Below are 15,454 nucleotides of genomic sequence, written 5' to 3' on the forward strand. Positions count from 1 at the left end.
GACAGGAAGATTACCGGTCTGAGCATTCGCGCAGCCATCGGGGCGATGGCTGCGCGGTTCCGGCAAACCTCAGCTTTCAACTGCCTGTTCAGTCGTTTTTTCAGCGTTTACGGGGTAAATCCCGGGTCGGCCGCCGGCACCTGCCGCAAGCTCAGGCGGTGAAAGCGCAGCGTCATGAGCAGCGCGACGCTGGCGAGACCTGCCGCAAGTCCCCACCAGAGGCCGCGGGCTCCCAGCCCGAAATGGAACGCGAGCGTATAGCCGGTCGGAAAACCGATGCCCCAGTAGCCCAGTGCGGCCACCATCATCGGTACGCGCGTGTCCTTCAGGCCGCGCAGGCAGCCCGACCCGACTGTCTGCATTCCGTCGACGATCTGGAAGATTGCCGCGACACCGAGCAGGGAGGTCGCGAGCTTGACGGTCGCTGCGTTCGCCGGGTTATCCAGATGCAGGTAGAGACCCACGATCGCATGCGGCGCCAGAACCAGCACCATCCCCGACATCGTCATGAACCCGACGCCCAGCGCGAGCGCCACGAAACCGGCGTGGCGCGCGGCGAGGGGCTGCCCGGCCCCGACCCAGAATCCGACCCGCACGTTCGCCGCCTGGCCGATGGCGAGCGGCACCATAAACGCAACCGAAGCCACGTTCAACGCGATCTGATGCGCGGCGAGTTGCGCTTCGCCAAGCAGTCCGACCATCAGGCCGGTCGCGAGAAAGAGCGTCGACTCGACGCCGTAAGTGATCGCCACCGGCCAGCCGATACCGAACAGTTCGCCCATCAGCGGCACATTGGGCCGTGTGGCGGTCACGAAATGCCTGAAGCGCGGCCGCAGATGCAGCAGCGCCATCAGCACGATCGCCGTCATCCAGACGGTGATTGTGGTCGCCGCCGCCGAGCCGAGAAAGCCGAGCCGCGGCAGGCCGTAAGCGCCGTGGATCAGACCGTAGTTCAGGAACGCATTGACGCCGACGCCGCCAATCGACACCCACAGCAAGCGCTTCGCGGCCCCGATGGCGGGCAGGAACGAGCGCATCAGGCCGATGCCGATCAGGCTGCCCGGCGCACCCCAGCGCAGCACCGCGGTGTACTCGCCGACGTTATGGGCGAGCACGGTCGGCTCGCCGAATGCATTCAGGAGCGGCGTGGCGAAGGACAGTAACGCGAAGCCCGGCACCGACAGCAGGATCGAAAGCACGAGGCCGGTCCAGTAGATATGGGGCACGCGGTCTTCGGCCTGTGCACCGCGGGCGTGCGCAACGCTCACGCTGACGGATGTCAGCACGCCCTGCAGCAGCGTCACGACGACGAAAAACAGATTCGCGCCTAGGCCGCCGGCGGCCAGTGCGTCCGGGCCGAGTGAGCCGAGCAGGATGGTGTCGGTGACGCCCATTGCCATCTGCGACAGCTGGGCGATGGCGAGCGGTGCAGCGAGGCGGGCGGTATCGGCTGCGTGGCGGGTGAGCGTGGGAGGCCGGGCGGCGACGCGGGAAAAACCAGACTGGGTCATGAACGAGGGGCGCGGAATGTCGTCCGCATCGCTTTCTGCCAAAACAGAGAGCTTATTGCCTGCGCGTGCCTGTGTCGATCATCAGGCACATTTTTGGTGCGATTTCTTTCGGAATCCCTGCGCCGCTACGCTTCGTGGACCGCGATTCGCGTGTCGCCAAGCAGCACGACCTGACCTGCGCGGATCTTGCAGGTCTTGCGTAGCTCGACCTGGCCGTCGACCGTCACCGCGCCCGAGGCAACGATCAGCTTCGCTGAGCCGCCGCTGTCGGCGAGTCCGGTGATCTTCAGAAGATTGTGCAGTTCGACGTAGTCGCCGGTCAGCATGAAATCGAGGTTAGGCATGGTGCGCACCGGCAAAAGGCATCGTGGGAAGGGTTCGCATCATAAGCCAGAAGAGTCGTACGCGCAGCCCGCGTGCCAGCTTCGTTGCGCATCGGCCGCAAAAAGGGCGCTTGTCGCGGTGGGTTGTATGGATATACAGTATGCCTCGCCGCCCATTTTGCCTTTTCGACCATCGTGCCTCCTGTCGCCGATTCCCCGTCTTTCGATGCCGCCGTCGACGTTCACGCCTACCTGGCAAAGCTCAACGACGCGCAGCGCGCGGCCGTCGAATATGGCGCGGACGATGCGGCACGTATCGCTGGTGCGCTGCTCGTCATCGCCGGAGCCGGTTCGGGCAAGACGAATACGCTTGCACATCGCGTGGCGCATCTCGTGGTGAAAGGCGCCGACCCGCGCCGCATCCTGCTTCTGACTTTTTCTCGCCGCGCCGCGCAGGAAATGACCCGGCGCGTCACGCGCATCGCGGGTGCGGCGCTCGGCGCGCGCGCTGCGATCGCGCAGGGGCTGACGTGGTCGGGCACGTTTCACAGTGTCGGTGCGCGTCTGTTGCGCGAATACGCGGATCTGATCGGGCTGTCGCCCGCCTTCACGATCAACGACCGCGAAGACTCCGCCGACCTGATGAACCTCGTCCGCCACGAACTGGGGCTGTCGGCGAAAGAGCGGCGGTTTCCGGCGAAGAACACCTGCTTCTCGATCTATTCGCGCGTCGTCAACACCGGCCGGTCGCTCACGGATGTGCTGGAGAGCGCGTTTCCGTGGTGCCGCGAATGGGAAGCAGACCTGCGCGCGCTGTTCGCCGCGTACGTCGTGGCCAAGCAGACGCAAAGCGTGCTCGACTACGACGATCTGCTGCTCTACTGGTCGCACATGGCAGCGGAGCCGTCGATTGCCGCGGACCTGTCGGGGCGCTTCGATCACGTGCTCGTCGACGAGTATCAGGACACCAACCGCCTGCAGGCGTCGATCCTGCTCGCGCTGAAGCCCGATGGGCGCGGCCTGACGGTGGTCGGTGACGACGCCCAGTCGATCTATTCGTTTCGCGGCGCGACGGTGCGCAACATCCTCGATTTCCCGGCGCATTTCGATCCGCCCGCGAAGCAGATCACGCTCGAACGCAATTACCGTTCGACACAGCCGATTCTCGCCGCTTCGAACGCGGTCATCGATCTTGCGGCCGAGCGCTTCACCAAGAATCTGTGGACCGATCGCGCGTCAGCGCAGCGCCCGCGCCTCGTGACGGTCGCGGATGAGGCCGATCAGGCGCGCTACGTCGTAGAAAAGGTGCTTGAAGCGCGTGAAGAAGGCATGAAGCTGAAAGCGCAGGCGGTGCTGTTCCGGGCAGCACATCACAGTGCCGCGCTCGAGATCGAACTGACCCGCCGGAATATCCCGTTCGTCAAGTTCGGCGGGCTCAAGTTTCTCGACTCAGTCCATGTGAAGGACGTGCTCGCCGTGTTGCGCTGGGCGGAGAATCCGCGTGACCGCGTCGCGGGTTTTCGCGTCGTACAGCTTCTGCCCGGCATCGGCCCGGCAACGGCGACGCGCGTGCTCGATCAGGTTGCCGGGCAAGTCAGCGCAGGCGCCAGTACCTGCGCGGAACACGCGCCCGCGGCGCTGGCGTCGTTCGCGCCGCCGACGCGTGCTGCTGAACACTGGCAACCGTTCGTTGCGCTGATGTCCCGCCTGTGCGGCCGCCAGTCGGCGTGGCCAGCCGAATTCGAACTGATCCGCCGCTGGTATGAGCCGCACCTGGAGCGCAATCACGAGGACGCCGCGATCCGCCACGGCGATGTGCTGCAGATGGAGAGCATTGCGGGCACGTATGCGTCGCGCGAGCGGTTTCTGACCGAGCTGACACTCGACCCTCCCGACGCCACCAGCGATGAATCCGGCGTGCCGCTAATCGATGAAGACTATCTGATCCTGTCGACCATCCATTCGGCGAAGGGTCAGGAGTGGCGCAATGTGTTTGTGTTGAACGGTGTCGACGGCTGCATTCCGTCCGATCTCGGCACCGGTAGCGATGAAGAACTGGATGAGGAGCGCCGCCTGTTGTACGTCGCGATGACGCGGGCCAAGGAAGATCTGCATATCGTCGTGCCGCAGCGATTCTATGTCCATAACCAGACGCAACTGGGCGACCGTCACGTGTGGGCGTCGCGTACGCGCTTCATTCCGGCGCATCTGATGCCACTTTTCGACGCGCACGCATGGCCGCCGGTACCGTTGGCCGCCGTGCCGACAGCCGCAGGTCTTGCCGCGGCCGCGCAGGCCAAAATCGAGATTGCGGCGAAGCTGAGGAAGATGTGGGATTGACCGCTTGCCGGACGGGCGCCGCCGTCGCGGTCGCCCGTTCATGTTTGCTTTTACCGCGTCTTTACCGCGTTTTTGCCTGTTAGCGCGATTGCCGTTGCTGCGTTCGCGGCAGCGGCGTAAAGAAATTGCGTAGCCACGCGGCGAGCCGCGTAAACACGTCGTAGGGTTCTTCGACGAAGAGCTCCGGCTTAAGAAGGCGCAGATACTCCATGACCTGCTGCGCTTCCTGTTTCTGGAACGAGCCGTGCGAGAGGCCGAGCCGCAACAGACCGCGCAGTTCGCCGAGCTTTTCACGTGCAGTGCTGCCGACGCTCGTCTCGCAGCCGACCTTCGCCTCGTACACCCGCTGACGGAGTGATTCCGCGAGCCGCCACGCCGGCGTCTGCATCTGCTCCTCCAGCACCTGGATGTCCTGCGCCGCTGACTTGATCTGCGCTGCAAGCGGGTCGATCAGCGACGCTTCACCTTGCGCTTCGTTGACGATCGCCGTTGCCCAGTCGCGGCATTGCTTCGCAAGCTCTTCCGGCGTCCATTCGGAGCGGGCCGCGAAACCGAAGCCGAATTCGGTGGCCTGCCGCATCAGGATCGCGACGACGTCGGGGAATTCCTTGTCGAGCGTGCGCTTGGCCCATGCATACTGGCCGCCCTGCAACATACGCTGCACGGCGTGTTCCGTTAGCGGGACCATGTTGTCCAGCAGCTTGGCGCGCAGAAAATCCTCGAACGACGGCGTCGCAAATTGCGGATCGAGCTTCAGCGAGACGCGCAGGAAAGCATCGAAATCCTTACGCAGCGACGCGACGGTTTCGTCCTTCAGTGCAAGGGTGATCTGGCCCATATCTTCTTCCCGATTGGTCGTACCGCGCTGCGTCCTCCAGGCGTTGCCGGCTGCGACCTGCCCCGTGAGAGGCGACGCCGGACGCATCGCGCGTTGGTCCCTGCTTCCCGGCACGACCGGCGGAAATGCCGGTCCGACAAGCGGACTTCGACTGTTTATCGGCGGGGGAGGGAGAAACTTGAGCCGCGTGTAAGGTTCTGTGCGCGGATGTAATGTGCAGCGGGCTCAGACGGGCCAGTCGACAAAAAAGGCGCGCAGCGGGCGAGACGGGCAGGGCGAGTGCGCCAGCCGCCGCCGTGTCTCCGGCAGGCGGCTGAATGCGCCGACGTGTGCCCGTTACTTGAGCACGACGCCTTGCCACAGGAAGAACGTGGCGAGGCCGACCGCGATGGTCAGCAGGGGCCGCCGCGTCAACGCACTGACGACGACGGCGGCCAGCGCGCCGACCAGTTGCGGGTTGCGCCAGGTCAGTTCGGCGCCGTTGCCATGTGGCGACACGGCCATCGGCACGATGATCGCGGTCAGCACCGTAACCGGGACGAACCCAAGCGCCGTGCGCACGAGGGGCGGAAATACCAGCCGCTCGCCGACGATGAAGACAGTCGTGCGGATCAGCAAGGTGATCACGGCCATGCCGAGAATGATCAGGACGTAGTTCATCGCGTCGCCTCCACGGCATGCTGGCGCGGCGCACGCGGCCGCGACAGCGCAACGCCGACCGCGACAGCGACGAGCACCGCGCCGAGCAGTCCGAGCTTGTATGGCCAGTCCTGCCAGAAGAACGCGAGCGCGCCCGCCGTTGCCGCCGCCGCGATATAGCGAAACGCGACGAGCTGGGGCACGACAATGGCGATGAAGGTTGCGACCATCGCGAAATCGAGGCCGAGCGACTGCAAGCCGGGAAAGGCCGCGCCGAACAGCAGTCCGGCGAGCGTCCAGATCTGCCAGTTCACGTACATCGACACACCTGAGCCGAGGAAATGGTACGGCCCGATCGAGCCGGGAGGTTTGCGGCGATAGTGCGCCCACGCGACGGCGAATACCTCATCCGTCAGCATGCTGCCGAGCACGAGACGCCAGCGCAGCGGCAGATGCGCGACATAGGGTGCAAGCGTCGCGCTATAGAGCACGTGACGCAGGTTGACGACGAAGGTGGTTGCCCACAGCACAATGAAGCTCGCGTTCCCCGCGAGGAGTCCGACGGCGATGAATTGCGCCGAGCCGGCGAACACGGCAAGCGACATCAACTGGCCGTGCCAGAGATGGAGCGGCCCGGAGGTGACGAGCGTGCCGAAGATCACGCCGAAGGGCGCGGCGCCGATCATCATCGGGATGGTGTCGCGGGCTCCAGCGACGAATTCATGGAAATGGCTGGGCTGGGTCAATCTCTCTTCTCCTTTGAACAAGGAGCGTAGCCATCTACAGCCATCGGGGCTTGTACGTTCTTGCGGTTCCCTTTTGTCCAGTGTGGGCGGGACTCCGGCCCGGCCCGAATCAACCTTGACGCAGCCCCACGATCCAGCGCTGGTCAACCCCGGCCAGCCCCGGCTCAGCCTTAGGCCGATGCCGCTTGCCAGCGCCCTGGCGGCACGCCGAACATACGGCGGAAATGCCGCGTGAAATGGCTCTGATCGGTGAAGCCGCTAGCTGCTGCGACCTCCGTGACCGATGCGCCGGCCCGCAAAGGCCCGAGTGCGCGCTGCAAACGGATCTGGTTGCGCCATGCGTGTGGCGGCAGGCCGGTCGCCTGTGTGAAAAGGCGTGCCGCATGGAACGGCGACAAGCCGACCGTGCTGGCCAGATCGGCAAGCTGGAGGGGCGCCGCGAGGTCGCTGGTCAGTTGCGCCTGCATCGTCGCCACGCGGGGATCGTGCGCGGCAACCCGCGGCGTTTCGGGCCGCGTGCGGCCGTAGCGGACGAGCAGCGTCGACAGCGCATCGAGCATGGCGGTTTCGGCGGCAAGCGGGTCGTCGCCGGCTTCGAGCAGACGGTGCGCCTGCCGCAGCCGTTGCGCGAGATCCGCGTCGCGGATGACCTCGGGATCGAACCAGGGCAACGGTTGTGGCCTGCCGGCAAGGTCGTTTGCCAGCTCGTGAATGAAATCGACCGGCGCATACATCACGCGATACCGCCAGCCCGCATCGACTGCACGCGAGCCAGTGTGCAACTCGCCCGGATTGATGATCGGCACGCTGCCCGCCTCGGCAACATAGTTGGCGCCGCGATACCGGTAGGTTTCCGCGCCCGCTTCGATGACGGGAATCGCGTACGCGTCGTGCCAGTGCGGCGTGAACTCGTGATCGTGGTATTCGGCAGTGAGCATGTCCGCGCCGGGCAAAAGCGGCGTGCGCCAGTAGCGGGCGGAATCGCGGAAACGGGTGGACGTCATGATGAAAATCCGGCTGAATCCAGCAGTCTAACGCGGGCAGAGGACGGATGAGCGGTCCATGTTATTTCAGCGGAATGGGTGTGCCGGCCGGCACCGGCACAGCGCTGACGCTGTTTTTCGGGCTGCCGGTCGCGACCCGGTCGCTGTAGGTCAGATACACAAGCGTATTGCGCTTCGAATCGGCAACGCGCACGACGTGCAGCGTTTTGAAAATGAGCGACATGCGTTCTGAGAACACGTCTGACTGTTGTTTCACCGGTCTGTTGAAGTGGATTGCGCCGACCTGCCGGCAGGCGATCGCCGCTTCCGTCGGATCTTCTGCAATACCGAGCGTGCCCTTGATGCCGCCCGTGCGCGCCCGCGAGACATAGCAGGTGATACCGGCCACGTCCGGATCGTCGTAGGCCTCGACAACCACGCGGTCCGAGCCGGTCAGATGGAAATTGGTGTTGACGCTGCCGATCTCCTCGCTGTGTGCCAGCGGCGCGAGCAACAACATCGGAGCGGTCACAATGGCCAGAGCGGCCATCAGCGACGCGCTGAACGGATTGCGTTTCATCGTCGTTCCACAGAAAAAAGCGTCATCCTATACCGTCGGCGAGTCGCGTAGCGCGGTTTGACAGTCGTAACCGCCCCTTTTATATTTCATGGTCTGACCAACTTTACCAATGAAGCCAGGTGTAAGGATGCACGCGTAGCAGTTAGCGCGATGTCGCTTCACCCGCTCATTCATCATTCCAATGAAGGTTGCGCTTTTCATTCCCTGCTTTATCGATGCCTTCTATCCCGAAGTCGGCATCGCGACGCTCGAACTGCTCGAACATTTCAGTATCGACGTCGACTATCCACAGGAGCAGACCTGCTGCGGCCAGCCGATGGCCAACAGCGGTGCCCATGCCGAGGCCGCCGGTGCGGAAGGCGTGTTCGCGCGAAACTTCGCGGGCTACGACTACATCGTGGGACCGTCGGCGAGCTGCATCAATCACGTGCGCGACCATCTGACGGCGATCGAGCAGGCCGCCGCAGTGACCAAAGTGCGCGCGAGCGCCTTCGAGCTGGTCGAATTCCTTCACGATGTGGTGGGCGCGCGCGAGTTTCCGTGGGCAGAGTTTCCGCATCGGGTCGGCTTGCACAACAGTTGCAGCGCCTTGCGGCATCTTGGCGAAGCTTCGGTCTCGGAGATTGCCGGGACGCCGTTCTCGAAGCCGCGCACGTTGCTGGAGGGTGTGAAGGGCATCGAATTGGTCAGTCCCACGCGACCGGATGAGTGCTGCGGCTTCGGCGGTACGTTTTCGGTGACTGAAGAGCCAGTCTCGGTGCGCATGGGGCAGGACAAGGTGCGCGATCATCTGAACGCGGGTGCGCAATACATCGTGTCGGCCGACATGTCGTGTCTGATGCATCAGCAAGGCTGCGCCGAACGGATGAAAGCCGATGCGCGCTTCATCCATATCGCCCAGGTGCTGAACGGAGCGCGCGAATGAAGCGGATCGATCACGCGAAAGCAGCCGGCGCTTTCATCGCCAAAACGGAGCACGTCGCGTTTCACGACCGGCGTTTGTGGGACCTTCGCCAGAAGCGTGATCAGCAGGCGCACGGCATTCCCGAGTGGGAAACGATGCGCGAGCTGGCTTCCGGCATCAAGGAGCACACGCTGTCGCATCTCGCCGACTATCTCGAACAGTTCGCGAGCGCGGCGGAAGCGAACGGCGTGGTCGTTCATTGGGCGGCGTCGGCGCAAGAGCATAACGAAATCGTCTACCGGATCATGTCTGAACGCGGCATGACGACGCTCGTGAAAAGCAAATCGATGCTCACCGACGAATGCGCGATGCGCGACTATCTCGAGCCGCGCGGTATCACGGTGATGGAGACGGATCTCGGCGAGCGCATCCAGCAGCTCGATCATCAGGATCCGAGCCACATAGTGGTGCCGGCGGTTCACAAGCTGCGCGACGACGTGGCTGAACTGTTCGGGCGCACGATCGGCACCGATCCGAAGAACAGCGATATTCACTATCTCGCCGAAAGCCAGCGGATGAACACGCGCCCGTACTTTGTGCGCGAGCATACGGCGGGGATGACCGGCTGCAATTTCGCGGTCGCGGAGACCGGAACGGTGGTCGTCTGCACAAACGAGGGCAACGCGGATCTTTCGGCGAATGTGCCGCCGCTGCACATTGCGTCGATCGGGATCGAAAAGCTGATTCCGCGGATTTCCGACCTTGGCCTCTTCATACGGATGCTGTCGCGCAGCGCGCTGGGCTCACCCATCACGCAGTACACCTCGCACTTTCGCGCGCCGCGTCCGGGCACCTCGATGCACTTCATTCTCGTCGACCATGGCCGTAGCGAGCGGCTCGCGATGGAAGACTTCTGGTATTCGCTCAAATGCATCCGTTGCGGCGCGTGCATGAACACCTGCCCGGTGTATCGCCGCAGCGGCGGGTTGTCGTACGGCGGAACGTATTCGGGGCCGATTGGCGCCATCATCAATCCGACCTTCGATCTCAAGCGCTACAGCGCGTTGCCGTTCGCGTCGACGCTCAATGGCAGTTGCACCAACGTGTGTCCGGTGAAGATCAATATCCACGAACAGATCTACAAGTGGCGCGAAGTGATCGCTGTGCGTCACGAGGTGCCCTTCATCAAGAAAGAGGTGCTGAAAATGGCAGGGAGGCTGCTCGCGAGCCCGACGCTTTATCGCGCGACGGTCGCGTCGCTGGGCGGCGCGCTGCGCCGGCTGCCGAATTTCGTGCTGTACAACCCGCTTAATATCTGGGGGCGGCAGCGCGAACTGCCGGATGCGCCGAAGATGACTTTTCACGAGTGGTACAGGAAGAATCGCGGAGGTCGTCATGGCAACGCGTGATGCTTTTCTGGCGAAGGTGCGAGCGGCGCAGCCCGCGGCGCGCACGCTTCCCGACGTGCCGCTGTTCGCCACACCCGTGGGCGAGCCGCGCGCGCGTTTTGCCGCAGCCCTCCAGGCGATGGGTGGAACCTGTGTCGAGGCGGCATCGGCCGCGGACGTGCGCGCACTGCTCGACGCACGTTTCGGCGCGGATGCGGTTATTTGCAGCGCGACGCCGGAAGTGCAGGGTACGCGTGCGTTGCAGGCAGAGACGCCGCCCGCGTCTTTGCAGGATGTCGATGTGGGTGTCGTGCGTGGGCGCTTTGGTGTGGCCGAAACCGGCTCGGTATGGTTCAGCGAGAAGGAGTATGTCGTCAATGCGCTCGGTTATCTCGTGCGGCATCTTGTCGTGCTGCTCGATCCGGCGCGGATCGTCGATGGTTTGCAGGACGTCTATCGCCAGGCGGATTTTCGCGAAGCCCGTTATGCGGTGCTCGTGACCGGGCCGTCGGCGACGGCGGATATCGAAGGGGTGCTGATTCGCGGCGCGCAGGGCGTGCGCTCGCTGACGGTGGTGTGGCTACCGGGCGGTGGGCCGGATCGCTGGCAAGGCTGCTAGTCGCCAGGAACAGGTGAGCGGCGCAACAACGAGGCGCAAAAAAGCGAGGTGCAAAAAAGCGAGGTGCAAAAACCAGGTACAAAAACGAGGTGCAAAAACAAAAGGCCCGCAAAAATGCGGGCCTTCAAATCTTGGCTCCCCGACCTGGGCTCGAACCAGGGACCTACGGATTAACAGTCCGGCGCTCTACCGACTGAGCTATCGGGGAACAGCAGTGCAACAGTATTATTGCGCGTCTCTTACATAAAAAAGCCCGTTATGGCTAACGGGCCTTCGAATTTTGGCTCCCCGACCTGGGCTCGAACCAGGGACCTACGGATTAACAGTCCGGCGCTCTACCAACTGAGCTATCGGGGAACAACAGCAGAGAAGCGAAATTGTATGAGGTGCTTTAGGGTCTGTCAATACCCTTTGGCCATCCTGGCGGCGCCGATATCACACTGGCCGGGAGGCAGACCCGCGCCGCTCAACGCGCGAGCAATTCCAGCTTGTCCTTCACGTCCTTGAATTCGTCGGCTTCCGGGAGCGGCGCTTTCGTCTTTGTGATGCTCGGCCAGCCCTTGGCGAGATCGGCGTTTAGCGCGATGAAGTCCTGCTGGTCGCCCGGCACGTCTTCTTCAGCGTAAATGGCGTTCACCGGACATTCGGCGACGCACACTGCGCAGTCGATGCATTCATCGGGGTCGATCGCGAGGAAGTTGGGACCTTCGCGAAAGCAGTCCACCGGGCACACATCGACGCAATCGGTATAGCGGCACTTGATGCAGCTTTCGGTCACAACGTGAGTCATTCAGGCAGCTCCTGCATGCGGTATTGGGGGTGGCGAAACGCCAAAAGGGATATTGTAACGTAACGTCAAGTAGCGCATGCGCCAGCGGACCGTCGAGTTTATATCGTTTCGTGATTAGTTTATGGGGCTGGCGGATGCCGGCGGTGCCGCCGTGCCCTGGATTCCATCGTTAGCGGTGTGGCCATGCCGTGCCGTACCGTACAGCAACGCGCATTCGGGTAACATGCATAAGGTGGGCATGCCGGGGGCGTGCCAGAGGCGAACGGGCCACATGACTGGCTTTCTCCGATTATTTGCGGTTCGGCTTGCACAACATGATTATTAATTCGCTGCTCGATACTGATCTGTACAAGTTCACGATGATGCAAGTGGTTCTGCATCATTTCCCCGCCGCGAATGTGGAATACCGTTTCCGCTGCAGGACGCCGAACGTGGACCTCGTCCCGTATATCGACGAAATCCGTGACGAAGTGCGGCAACTCTGCCATTTGCGCTTCAGTGAAGATGAGCTCGATTACCTGCGCCGCATGCGCTTCATCAAGGGCGATTTCATCGAGTTTCTGGCACTCTTCCATCTGAACGAGAAGTACATTTCGATCAAGCCGTCGGAAAAGAGCAACGGCGAAATTGACATCGAGATCAAGGGGCCGTGGCTACACACGATCCTCTTCGAGATCCCAATGCTCGCGATCGTCAACGAGGTGTACTTCCGCAATACTCAGCAAACGCCGGACTACAGCGAAGGCCGCGAGCGTCTGCGCGACAAGATCAAGCTGCTTGGCGCGCGCCCGGAATTCTCCGACTGCAAGATCGCCGACTACGGCACCCGGCGCCGCTTCTCCAAGCAATGGCACGAAGAGGTGATCCTCACGCTGAAAGATGGCCTCGGTGAGCAGTTTGCCGGCACGAGCAACGTCTTCTACGCAATGAAGCACAGCCTGACCCCGCTAGGCACGATGGCGCACGAGTACCTTCAGGCGTGCCAGGCGCTCGGGCCGAGGCTTCGCGACTCGCAGACCTTCGGCTTCGAAATGTGGGCGAAGGAATATCGCGGCGATCTCGGCATCGCGTTGTCGGACGTGTATGGGATGCAGGCATTCCTGCGCGACTTCGATATGTATTTCTGCAAGCTCTTCGACGGCGCGCGTCACGATTCCGGCGACCCGTTCGACTGGGGCGAGCGGCTCCTGCGGCATTACGAGGCGAACCGCTGCGATCCGCGCACGAAGATCCTCGTATTCTCCGATGCGCTCGATATCCCGAAGGTCCTGCAACTGTATGAACGCTTCCGCGGCCGCTGCAAGCTGGCGTTTGGCGTCGGCACGAACCTGACCAACGATCTCGGCTACAACCCGCTGCAGATCGTGATCAAGATGGTTCGCTGCAATGGTCAGCCGGTCGCGAAACTGTCTGACTCCCCGGGCAAGAACATGTGCGACGACAAGGCCTATCTGGCCTATCTGCGGCAGGTGTTCGGCATCGAGACGCCAGAAGAGGAAGCTTCGAAGTAGGGCGCGCCGGACGACTGTTGCTGGCCGTTTGGCCAGATGTTCGCATGTAATGCGGCCGGTATAATCCTGTCGATACTGTAACGGTTTTTGGTCATCGACACGAGGATTGCACATGGACACATCGGTTGCCCGCCGCAACATCCTGGCGCGCATACGCGCAGCCCAGGGCCGCCCGGCTGAGCCAGCAGTATCCGAGCGCGATGCCGCTGCCGACTACCTCGCGCGTCACCCCGAAGGGCCGCGTCCGCCGATGCCGGACGATCTCGTCGCACGCTTTATCGAAGAAGCCCGCAAGTTGTCGACGACTGTCGACGAAGTGGACGCGCCAGTCGATGTCCCAGGGGCCGTGTATCGCTATCTGACGGCGCACGGCCTGCCGGTGCACGCGATCGCGTGGCAGACACTGCGAGATTTTGCGTGGGCCGAAGCGGGGATGACAGTCGAATTCCGCAAGCCGGAAGATCTCGATCGTGTCGGCATCACGGGCTGCTTCTGCGCGACCGCGGAAACTGGCACGCTGGTGCTGCTGTCCGGGGCGGAAACGTACGCATCGGCCGGTTTGCTGCCGGAAACGCATGTGGCCATCGTGCCGGCGTCGCGCATCGTCGCGGGTCACGAAGATGCGTTCGGTTTGATACGCGCCGAGCGGGGCGAACTGCCGCGTGCCGTCAATTTCGTATCGGGGCCGTCGCGCACTGGCGATATAGAACAGACCATCGTGCTGGGCGCACACGGGCCCTATCGGGTTCACGCTATCGTCGTGCGTGGCGCCTGAGCGCGCGCCGCGCGCGGTACGTTGCCAAGCTGTTTGCACCTGCCCGTTCCTCCCATAACAGGACTTGAATATGAAACGACACGCCGCGTGGTACGCGGGCATGGCCGCCATTGCCATGCTGGTGGCTTGCCCGCAACTGGCTGCCGCCGCCACGCCCGACGGCGCGACACTCTCCGCGCTCTGGGGCGTGCCGTTCGTCGGTATCCTGCTGTCGATCGCGGTGTTTCCGCTCGTCGCGCCGACCTTCTGGCATCACCACTTCGGCAAGATCGCCGGCGCGTGGGGGCTTGCGTTTCTGTTGCCCTTCGCTTTCGCGTTCGGCGTCGATGTCGCATTCGGCACATTCGTGCATGCGCTGCTCGACGAGTACATACCATTTATCGTGCTGCTGACCGCGCTCTATACCGTGGCGGGCGGCATCTGCCTGCGGGGCAACCTGCACGGCACGCCGCGTCTCAACACTGGCATTCTCGCGCTCGGTACGGTGCTCGCCAGCGTCATGGGCACAACGGGCGCCGCGATGCTACTCATCCGGCCGCTGCTGCGCGCGAACGATAACCGCAAGCACGTCGTGCACGTGGTGGTTTTCTTCATCTTTCTGGTCGCGAACGCGGGCGGGTCGCTGTCGCCGCTAGGGGATCCGCCGTTGTTTCTCGGCTTCCTGAATGGCGTAAGTTTTTTCTGGACCACGACACACCTTGCTCTGCCAATGCTGTTCGTCTGCGTTGTGCTGCTTGTACTGTTTTACACCCTCGATGCGTACTATTTTCATCGTCGCGAGGAGGTCCGTCAGCCGTTTCTCGATCCAACGCCTGACACGCATGCGCTGGAGCTGGATGGGAAGATCAATCTCGTGCTGCTCGCGGCCGTGGTTGCACTCGTGCTGATGAGTGGTATCTGGAAACCGGGCATCGAATTCAACGTGTTCGGTACCCACGTCGCGCTACAGAACGAGGTGCGTGATGCCGCGCTGGTCGTCATCACGCTGGTGTCGCTGGCTGCGACGCCACGCTCCGCGCGCGAGGGCAACGCGTTTAACTGGGCGCCCATGGAAGAAGTCGCGAAACTGTTCGGCGGTATCTTCGTGACGATTGCGCCCGTCATCATCATCCTGCGCGCGGGCGAGGCGGGCGCCTTTGCTGGCATCGTCCATCTGGTCACCGACGCTACTGGCAAGCCGGATGACGTGATGTACTTCTGGGCGACCGGGCTGCTATCGTCGTTTCTCGACAACGCGCCGACCTACCTCGTGTTCTTCAATCTCGCCGGCGGCGACGCACAGACGCTGATGACGCAAGGCGCGTCGACGCTCGCGGCAGTATCGGCAGGGGCGGTGTTCATGGGCGCGAACAGTTACATCGGCAACGCGCCGAATTTCATGGTGAAGTCGATCGCAGAATCTCGCGGTGTGCGCATGCCGAGCTTTTTCGGCTTCATCGGCTGGGCGCTGGTAGTTTTGATGCCCGTGTTTCTCGTAAGCACGTGGCTGTTCTTTTGACGCTGTAGT

General features: G+C 62.9%; 15 protein-coding genes and 2 tRNA genes. 7 read left to right on the forward strand and 10 right to left on the reverse strand.

Annotation, left to right across the window (positions count from 1 at the left end):
- Positions 1-107 precede the first annotated feature (107 nt).
- Both B0G77_RS11515 and B0G77_RS11520 read right to left on the reverse strand, forming a co-directional pair.
- Positions 108-1,511, reverse strand: a complete 1,404-nt coding sequence (locus B0G77_RS11515; RefSeq protein ID WP_133662244.1) for an MATE family efflux transporter — start codon at positions 1,509-1,511, stop codon at positions 108-110.
- Positions 1,512-1,636: 125 nt separating this feature from the next.
- Positions 1,637-1,855, reverse strand: coding sequence for an RNA-binding S4 domain-containing protein (locus B0G77_RS11520; RefSeq protein WP_133662245.1), 219 nt, complete (start codon positions 1,853-1,855; stop codon positions 1,637-1,639).
- A gap of 174 nt (positions 1,856-2,029) precedes the next feature.
- Here B0G77_RS11520 and B0G77_RS11525 point away from each other — a divergent pair, with 174 nt between their 5' ends.
- Complete coding sequence (locus B0G77_RS11525) at positions 2,030-4,174, forward strand: ATP-dependent helicase (protein WP_133662246.1); 2,145 nt, start codon at positions 2,030-2,032, stop codon at positions 4,172-4,174.
- 79 nt (positions 4,175-4,253) lie between these two features.
- Here B0G77_RS11525 and B0G77_RS11530 read toward each other — a convergent pair whose 3' ends face one another.
- The 5 genes from B0G77_RS11530 to B0G77_RS11550 all read right to left on the reverse strand — a co-directional run bounded on the left by B0G77_RS11530 (position 4,254) and on the right by B0G77_RS11550 (position 7,930).
- Entirely contained in the window at positions 4,254-5,012 is a 759-nt protein-coding gene (locus tag B0G77_RS11530) for a DUF4088 family protein (RefSeq protein WP_133662247.1), read from the reverse strand.
- Positions 5,013-5,348: 336 nt separating this feature from the next.
- On the reverse strand, positions 5,349-5,672 hold the full coding sequence (locus B0G77_RS11535; protein ID WP_133662248.1) for an AzlD domain-containing protein: 324 nt from the start codon (positions 5,670-5,672) through the stop codon (positions 5,349-5,351).
- The gene (locus tag B0G77_RS11540; protein WP_133664109.1) at positions 5,669-6,340 is read right to left on the reverse strand and encodes an AzlC family ABC transporter permease; all 672 of its coding nucleotides are present in this window, start codon (positions 6,338-6,340) and stop codon (positions 5,669-5,671) included. The genes B0G77_RS11535 and B0G77_RS11540 overlap by 4 nt, the downstream gene beginning before the upstream one ends.
- Before the next feature lie 227 nt (positions 6,341-6,567).
- Positions 6,568-7,401 carry an AraC family transcriptional regulator gene (locus tag B0G77_RS11545; RefSeq protein WP_133662249.1) on the reverse strand — a complete coding sequence of 278 codons (834 nt, stop codon included), beginning with the start codon at positions 7,399-7,401 and terminating at the stop codon, positions 6,568-6,570.
- A gap of 61 nt (positions 7,402-7,462) precedes the next feature.
- Complete coding sequence (locus B0G77_RS11550; protein ID WP_133664110.1) at positions 7,463-7,930, reverse strand: CreA family protein; 468 nt, start codon at positions 7,928-7,930, stop codon at positions 7,463-7,465.
- Positions 7,931-8,141: 211 nt separating this feature from the next.
- Here B0G77_RS11550 and B0G77_RS11555 point away from each other — a divergent pair, with 211 nt between their 5' ends.
- Genes B0G77_RS11555 through B0G77_RS11565 form a run of 3 tightly spaced genes read left to right on the forward strand, consistent with a single transcriptional unit; the run spans position 8,142 to position 10,871 of the window.
- Positions 8,142-8,885: a (Fe-S)-binding protein gene (locus tag B0G77_RS11555; protein ID WP_133662250.1), complete on the forward strand. Its 744-nt coding sequence runs from the start codon at positions 8,142-8,144 to the stop codon at positions 8,883-8,885.
- A complete protein-coding gene (locus B0G77_RS11560) occupies positions 8,882-10,273 on the forward strand; it encodes a lactate utilization protein B (protein ID WP_133662251.1) in 1,392 nt (463 codons plus the stop codon). Before B0G77_RS11555 ends, B0G77_RS11560 begins: the two co-directional genes overlap by 4 nt.
- Positions 10,260-10,871, forward strand: coding sequence for an LUD domain-containing protein (locus tag B0G77_RS11565; protein WP_133662252.1), 612 nt, complete (start codon positions 10,260-10,262; stop codon positions 10,869-10,871). The genes B0G77_RS11560 and B0G77_RS11565 overlap by 14 nt, the downstream gene beginning before the upstream one ends.
- Positions 10,872-11,003: 132 nt before the next feature.
- Here B0G77_RS11565 and B0G77_RS11570 read toward each other — a convergent pair.
- From B0G77_RS11570 to fdxA, 3 genes are all read right to left on the reverse strand, one after another.
- Positions 11,004-11,079: transfer RNA gene (locus B0G77_RS11570), tRNA-Asn, on the reverse strand.
- Positions 11,080-11,152: 73 nt separating this feature from the next.
- Positions 11,153-11,228 (reverse strand) — tRNA-Asn (locus tag B0G77_RS11575).
- Positions 11,229-11,337: 109 nt separating this feature from the next.
- Positions 11,338-11,661 carry a ferredoxin FdxA gene (gene fdxA / locus B0G77_RS11580; protein ID WP_133662253.1) on the reverse strand — a complete coding sequence of 108 codons (324 nt, stop codon included), beginning with the start codon at positions 11,659-11,661 and terminating at the stop codon, positions 11,338-11,340.
- 314 nt (positions 11,662-11,975) lie between these two features.
- Here fdxA and pncB point away from each other — a divergent pair, with 314 nt between their 5' ends.
- The 3 genes from pncB to B0G77_RS11595 all read left to right on the forward strand — a co-directional run bounded on the left by pncB (position 11,976) and on the right by B0G77_RS11595 (position 15,445).
- The gene (gene pncB / locus B0G77_RS11585) at positions 11,976-13,172 is read left to right on the forward strand and encodes a nicotinate phosphoribosyltransferase (protein WP_133662254.1); all 1,197 of its coding nucleotides are present in this window, start codon (positions 11,976-11,978) and stop codon (positions 13,170-13,172) included.
- Between the two features lie 112 nt (positions 13,173-13,284).
- Positions 13,285-13,947: a lactate utilization protein C gene (locus tag B0G77_RS11590; RefSeq protein ID WP_133662255.1), complete on the forward strand. Its 663-nt coding sequence runs from the start codon at positions 13,285-13,287 to the stop codon at positions 13,945-13,947.
- Positions 13,948-14,017: 70 nt separating this feature from the next.
- Entirely contained in the window at positions 14,018-15,445 is a 1,428-nt protein-coding gene (locus B0G77_RS11595; protein ID WP_133662256.1) for a sodium:proton antiporter, read from the forward strand.
- Positions 15,446-15,454: the final 9 nt, after the last annotated feature.

Source organism: Paraburkholderia sp. BL10I2N1 (assembly GCF_004361815.1).
GTDB lineage: Bacteria > Pseudomonadota > Gammaproteobacteria > Burkholderiales > Burkholderiaceae > Paraburkholderia.

What these genes read in the sequence shown, in the direction of transcription:
- B0G77_RS11515 (WP_133662244.1), bottom strand. Translation starts at nt 1,511, where the DNA reads ATGACCCAGTCTGGTTTTTCCCGCGTCGCCGCCCGGCCTCCCACGCTC.
- B0G77_RS11520 (WP_133662245.1), bottom strand. Translation starts at nt 1,855, where the DNA reads ATGCCTAACCTCGATTTCATGCTGACCGGCGACTACGTCGAACTGCAC.
- B0G77_RS11530 (WP_133662247.1), bottom strand. Translation starts at nt 5,012, where the DNA reads ATGGGCCAGATCACCCTTGCACTGAAGGACGAAACCGTCGCGTCGCTG.
- B0G77_RS11535 (WP_133662248.1), bottom strand. Translation starts at nt 5,672, where the DNA reads ATGAACTACGTCCTGATCATTCTCGGCATGGCCGTGATCACCTTGCTG.
- B0G77_RS11540 (WP_133664109.1), bottom strand. Translation starts at nt 6,340, where the DNA reads ATGATGATCGGCGCCGCGCCCTTCGGCGTGATCTTCGGCACGCTCGTC.
- B0G77_RS11545 (WP_133662249.1), bottom strand. Translation starts at nt 7,401, where the DNA reads ATGACGTCCACCCGTTTCCGCGATTCCGCCCGCTACTGGCGCACGCCG.
- B0G77_RS11550 (WP_133664110.1), bottom strand. Translation starts at nt 7,930, where the DNA reads ATGGCCGCTCTGGCCATTGTGACCGCTCCGATGTTGTTGCTCGCGCCG.
- B0G77_RS11555 (WP_133662250.1), top strand. Translation starts at nt 8,142, where the DNA reads ATGAAGGTTGCGCTTTTCATTCCCTGCTTTATCGATGCCTTCTATCCC.
- B0G77_RS11560 (WP_133662251.1), top strand. Translation starts at nt 8,882, where the DNA reads ATGAAGCGGATCGATCACGCGAAAGCAGCCGGCGCTTTCATCGCCAAA.
- B0G77_RS11565 (WP_133662252.1), top strand. Translation starts at nt 10,260, where the DNA reads ATGGCAACGCGTGATGCTTTTCTGGCGAAGGTGCGAGCGGCGCAGCCC.
- fdxA (WP_133662253.1), bottom strand. Translation starts at nt 11,661, where the DNA reads ATGACTCACGTTGTGACCGAAAGCTGCATCAAGTGCCGCTATACCGAT.
- pncB (WP_133662254.1), top strand. Translation starts at nt 11,976, where the DNA reads ATGATTATTAATTCGCTGCTCGATACTGATCTGTACAAGTTCACGATG.
- B0G77_RS11590 (WP_133662255.1), top strand. Translation starts at nt 13,285, where the DNA reads ATGGACACATCGGTTGCCCGCCGCAACATCCTGGCGCGCATACGCGCA.
- B0G77_RS11595 (WP_133662256.1), top strand. Translation starts at nt 14,018, where the DNA reads ATGAAACGACACGCCGCGTGGTACGCGGGCATGGCCGCCATTGCCATG.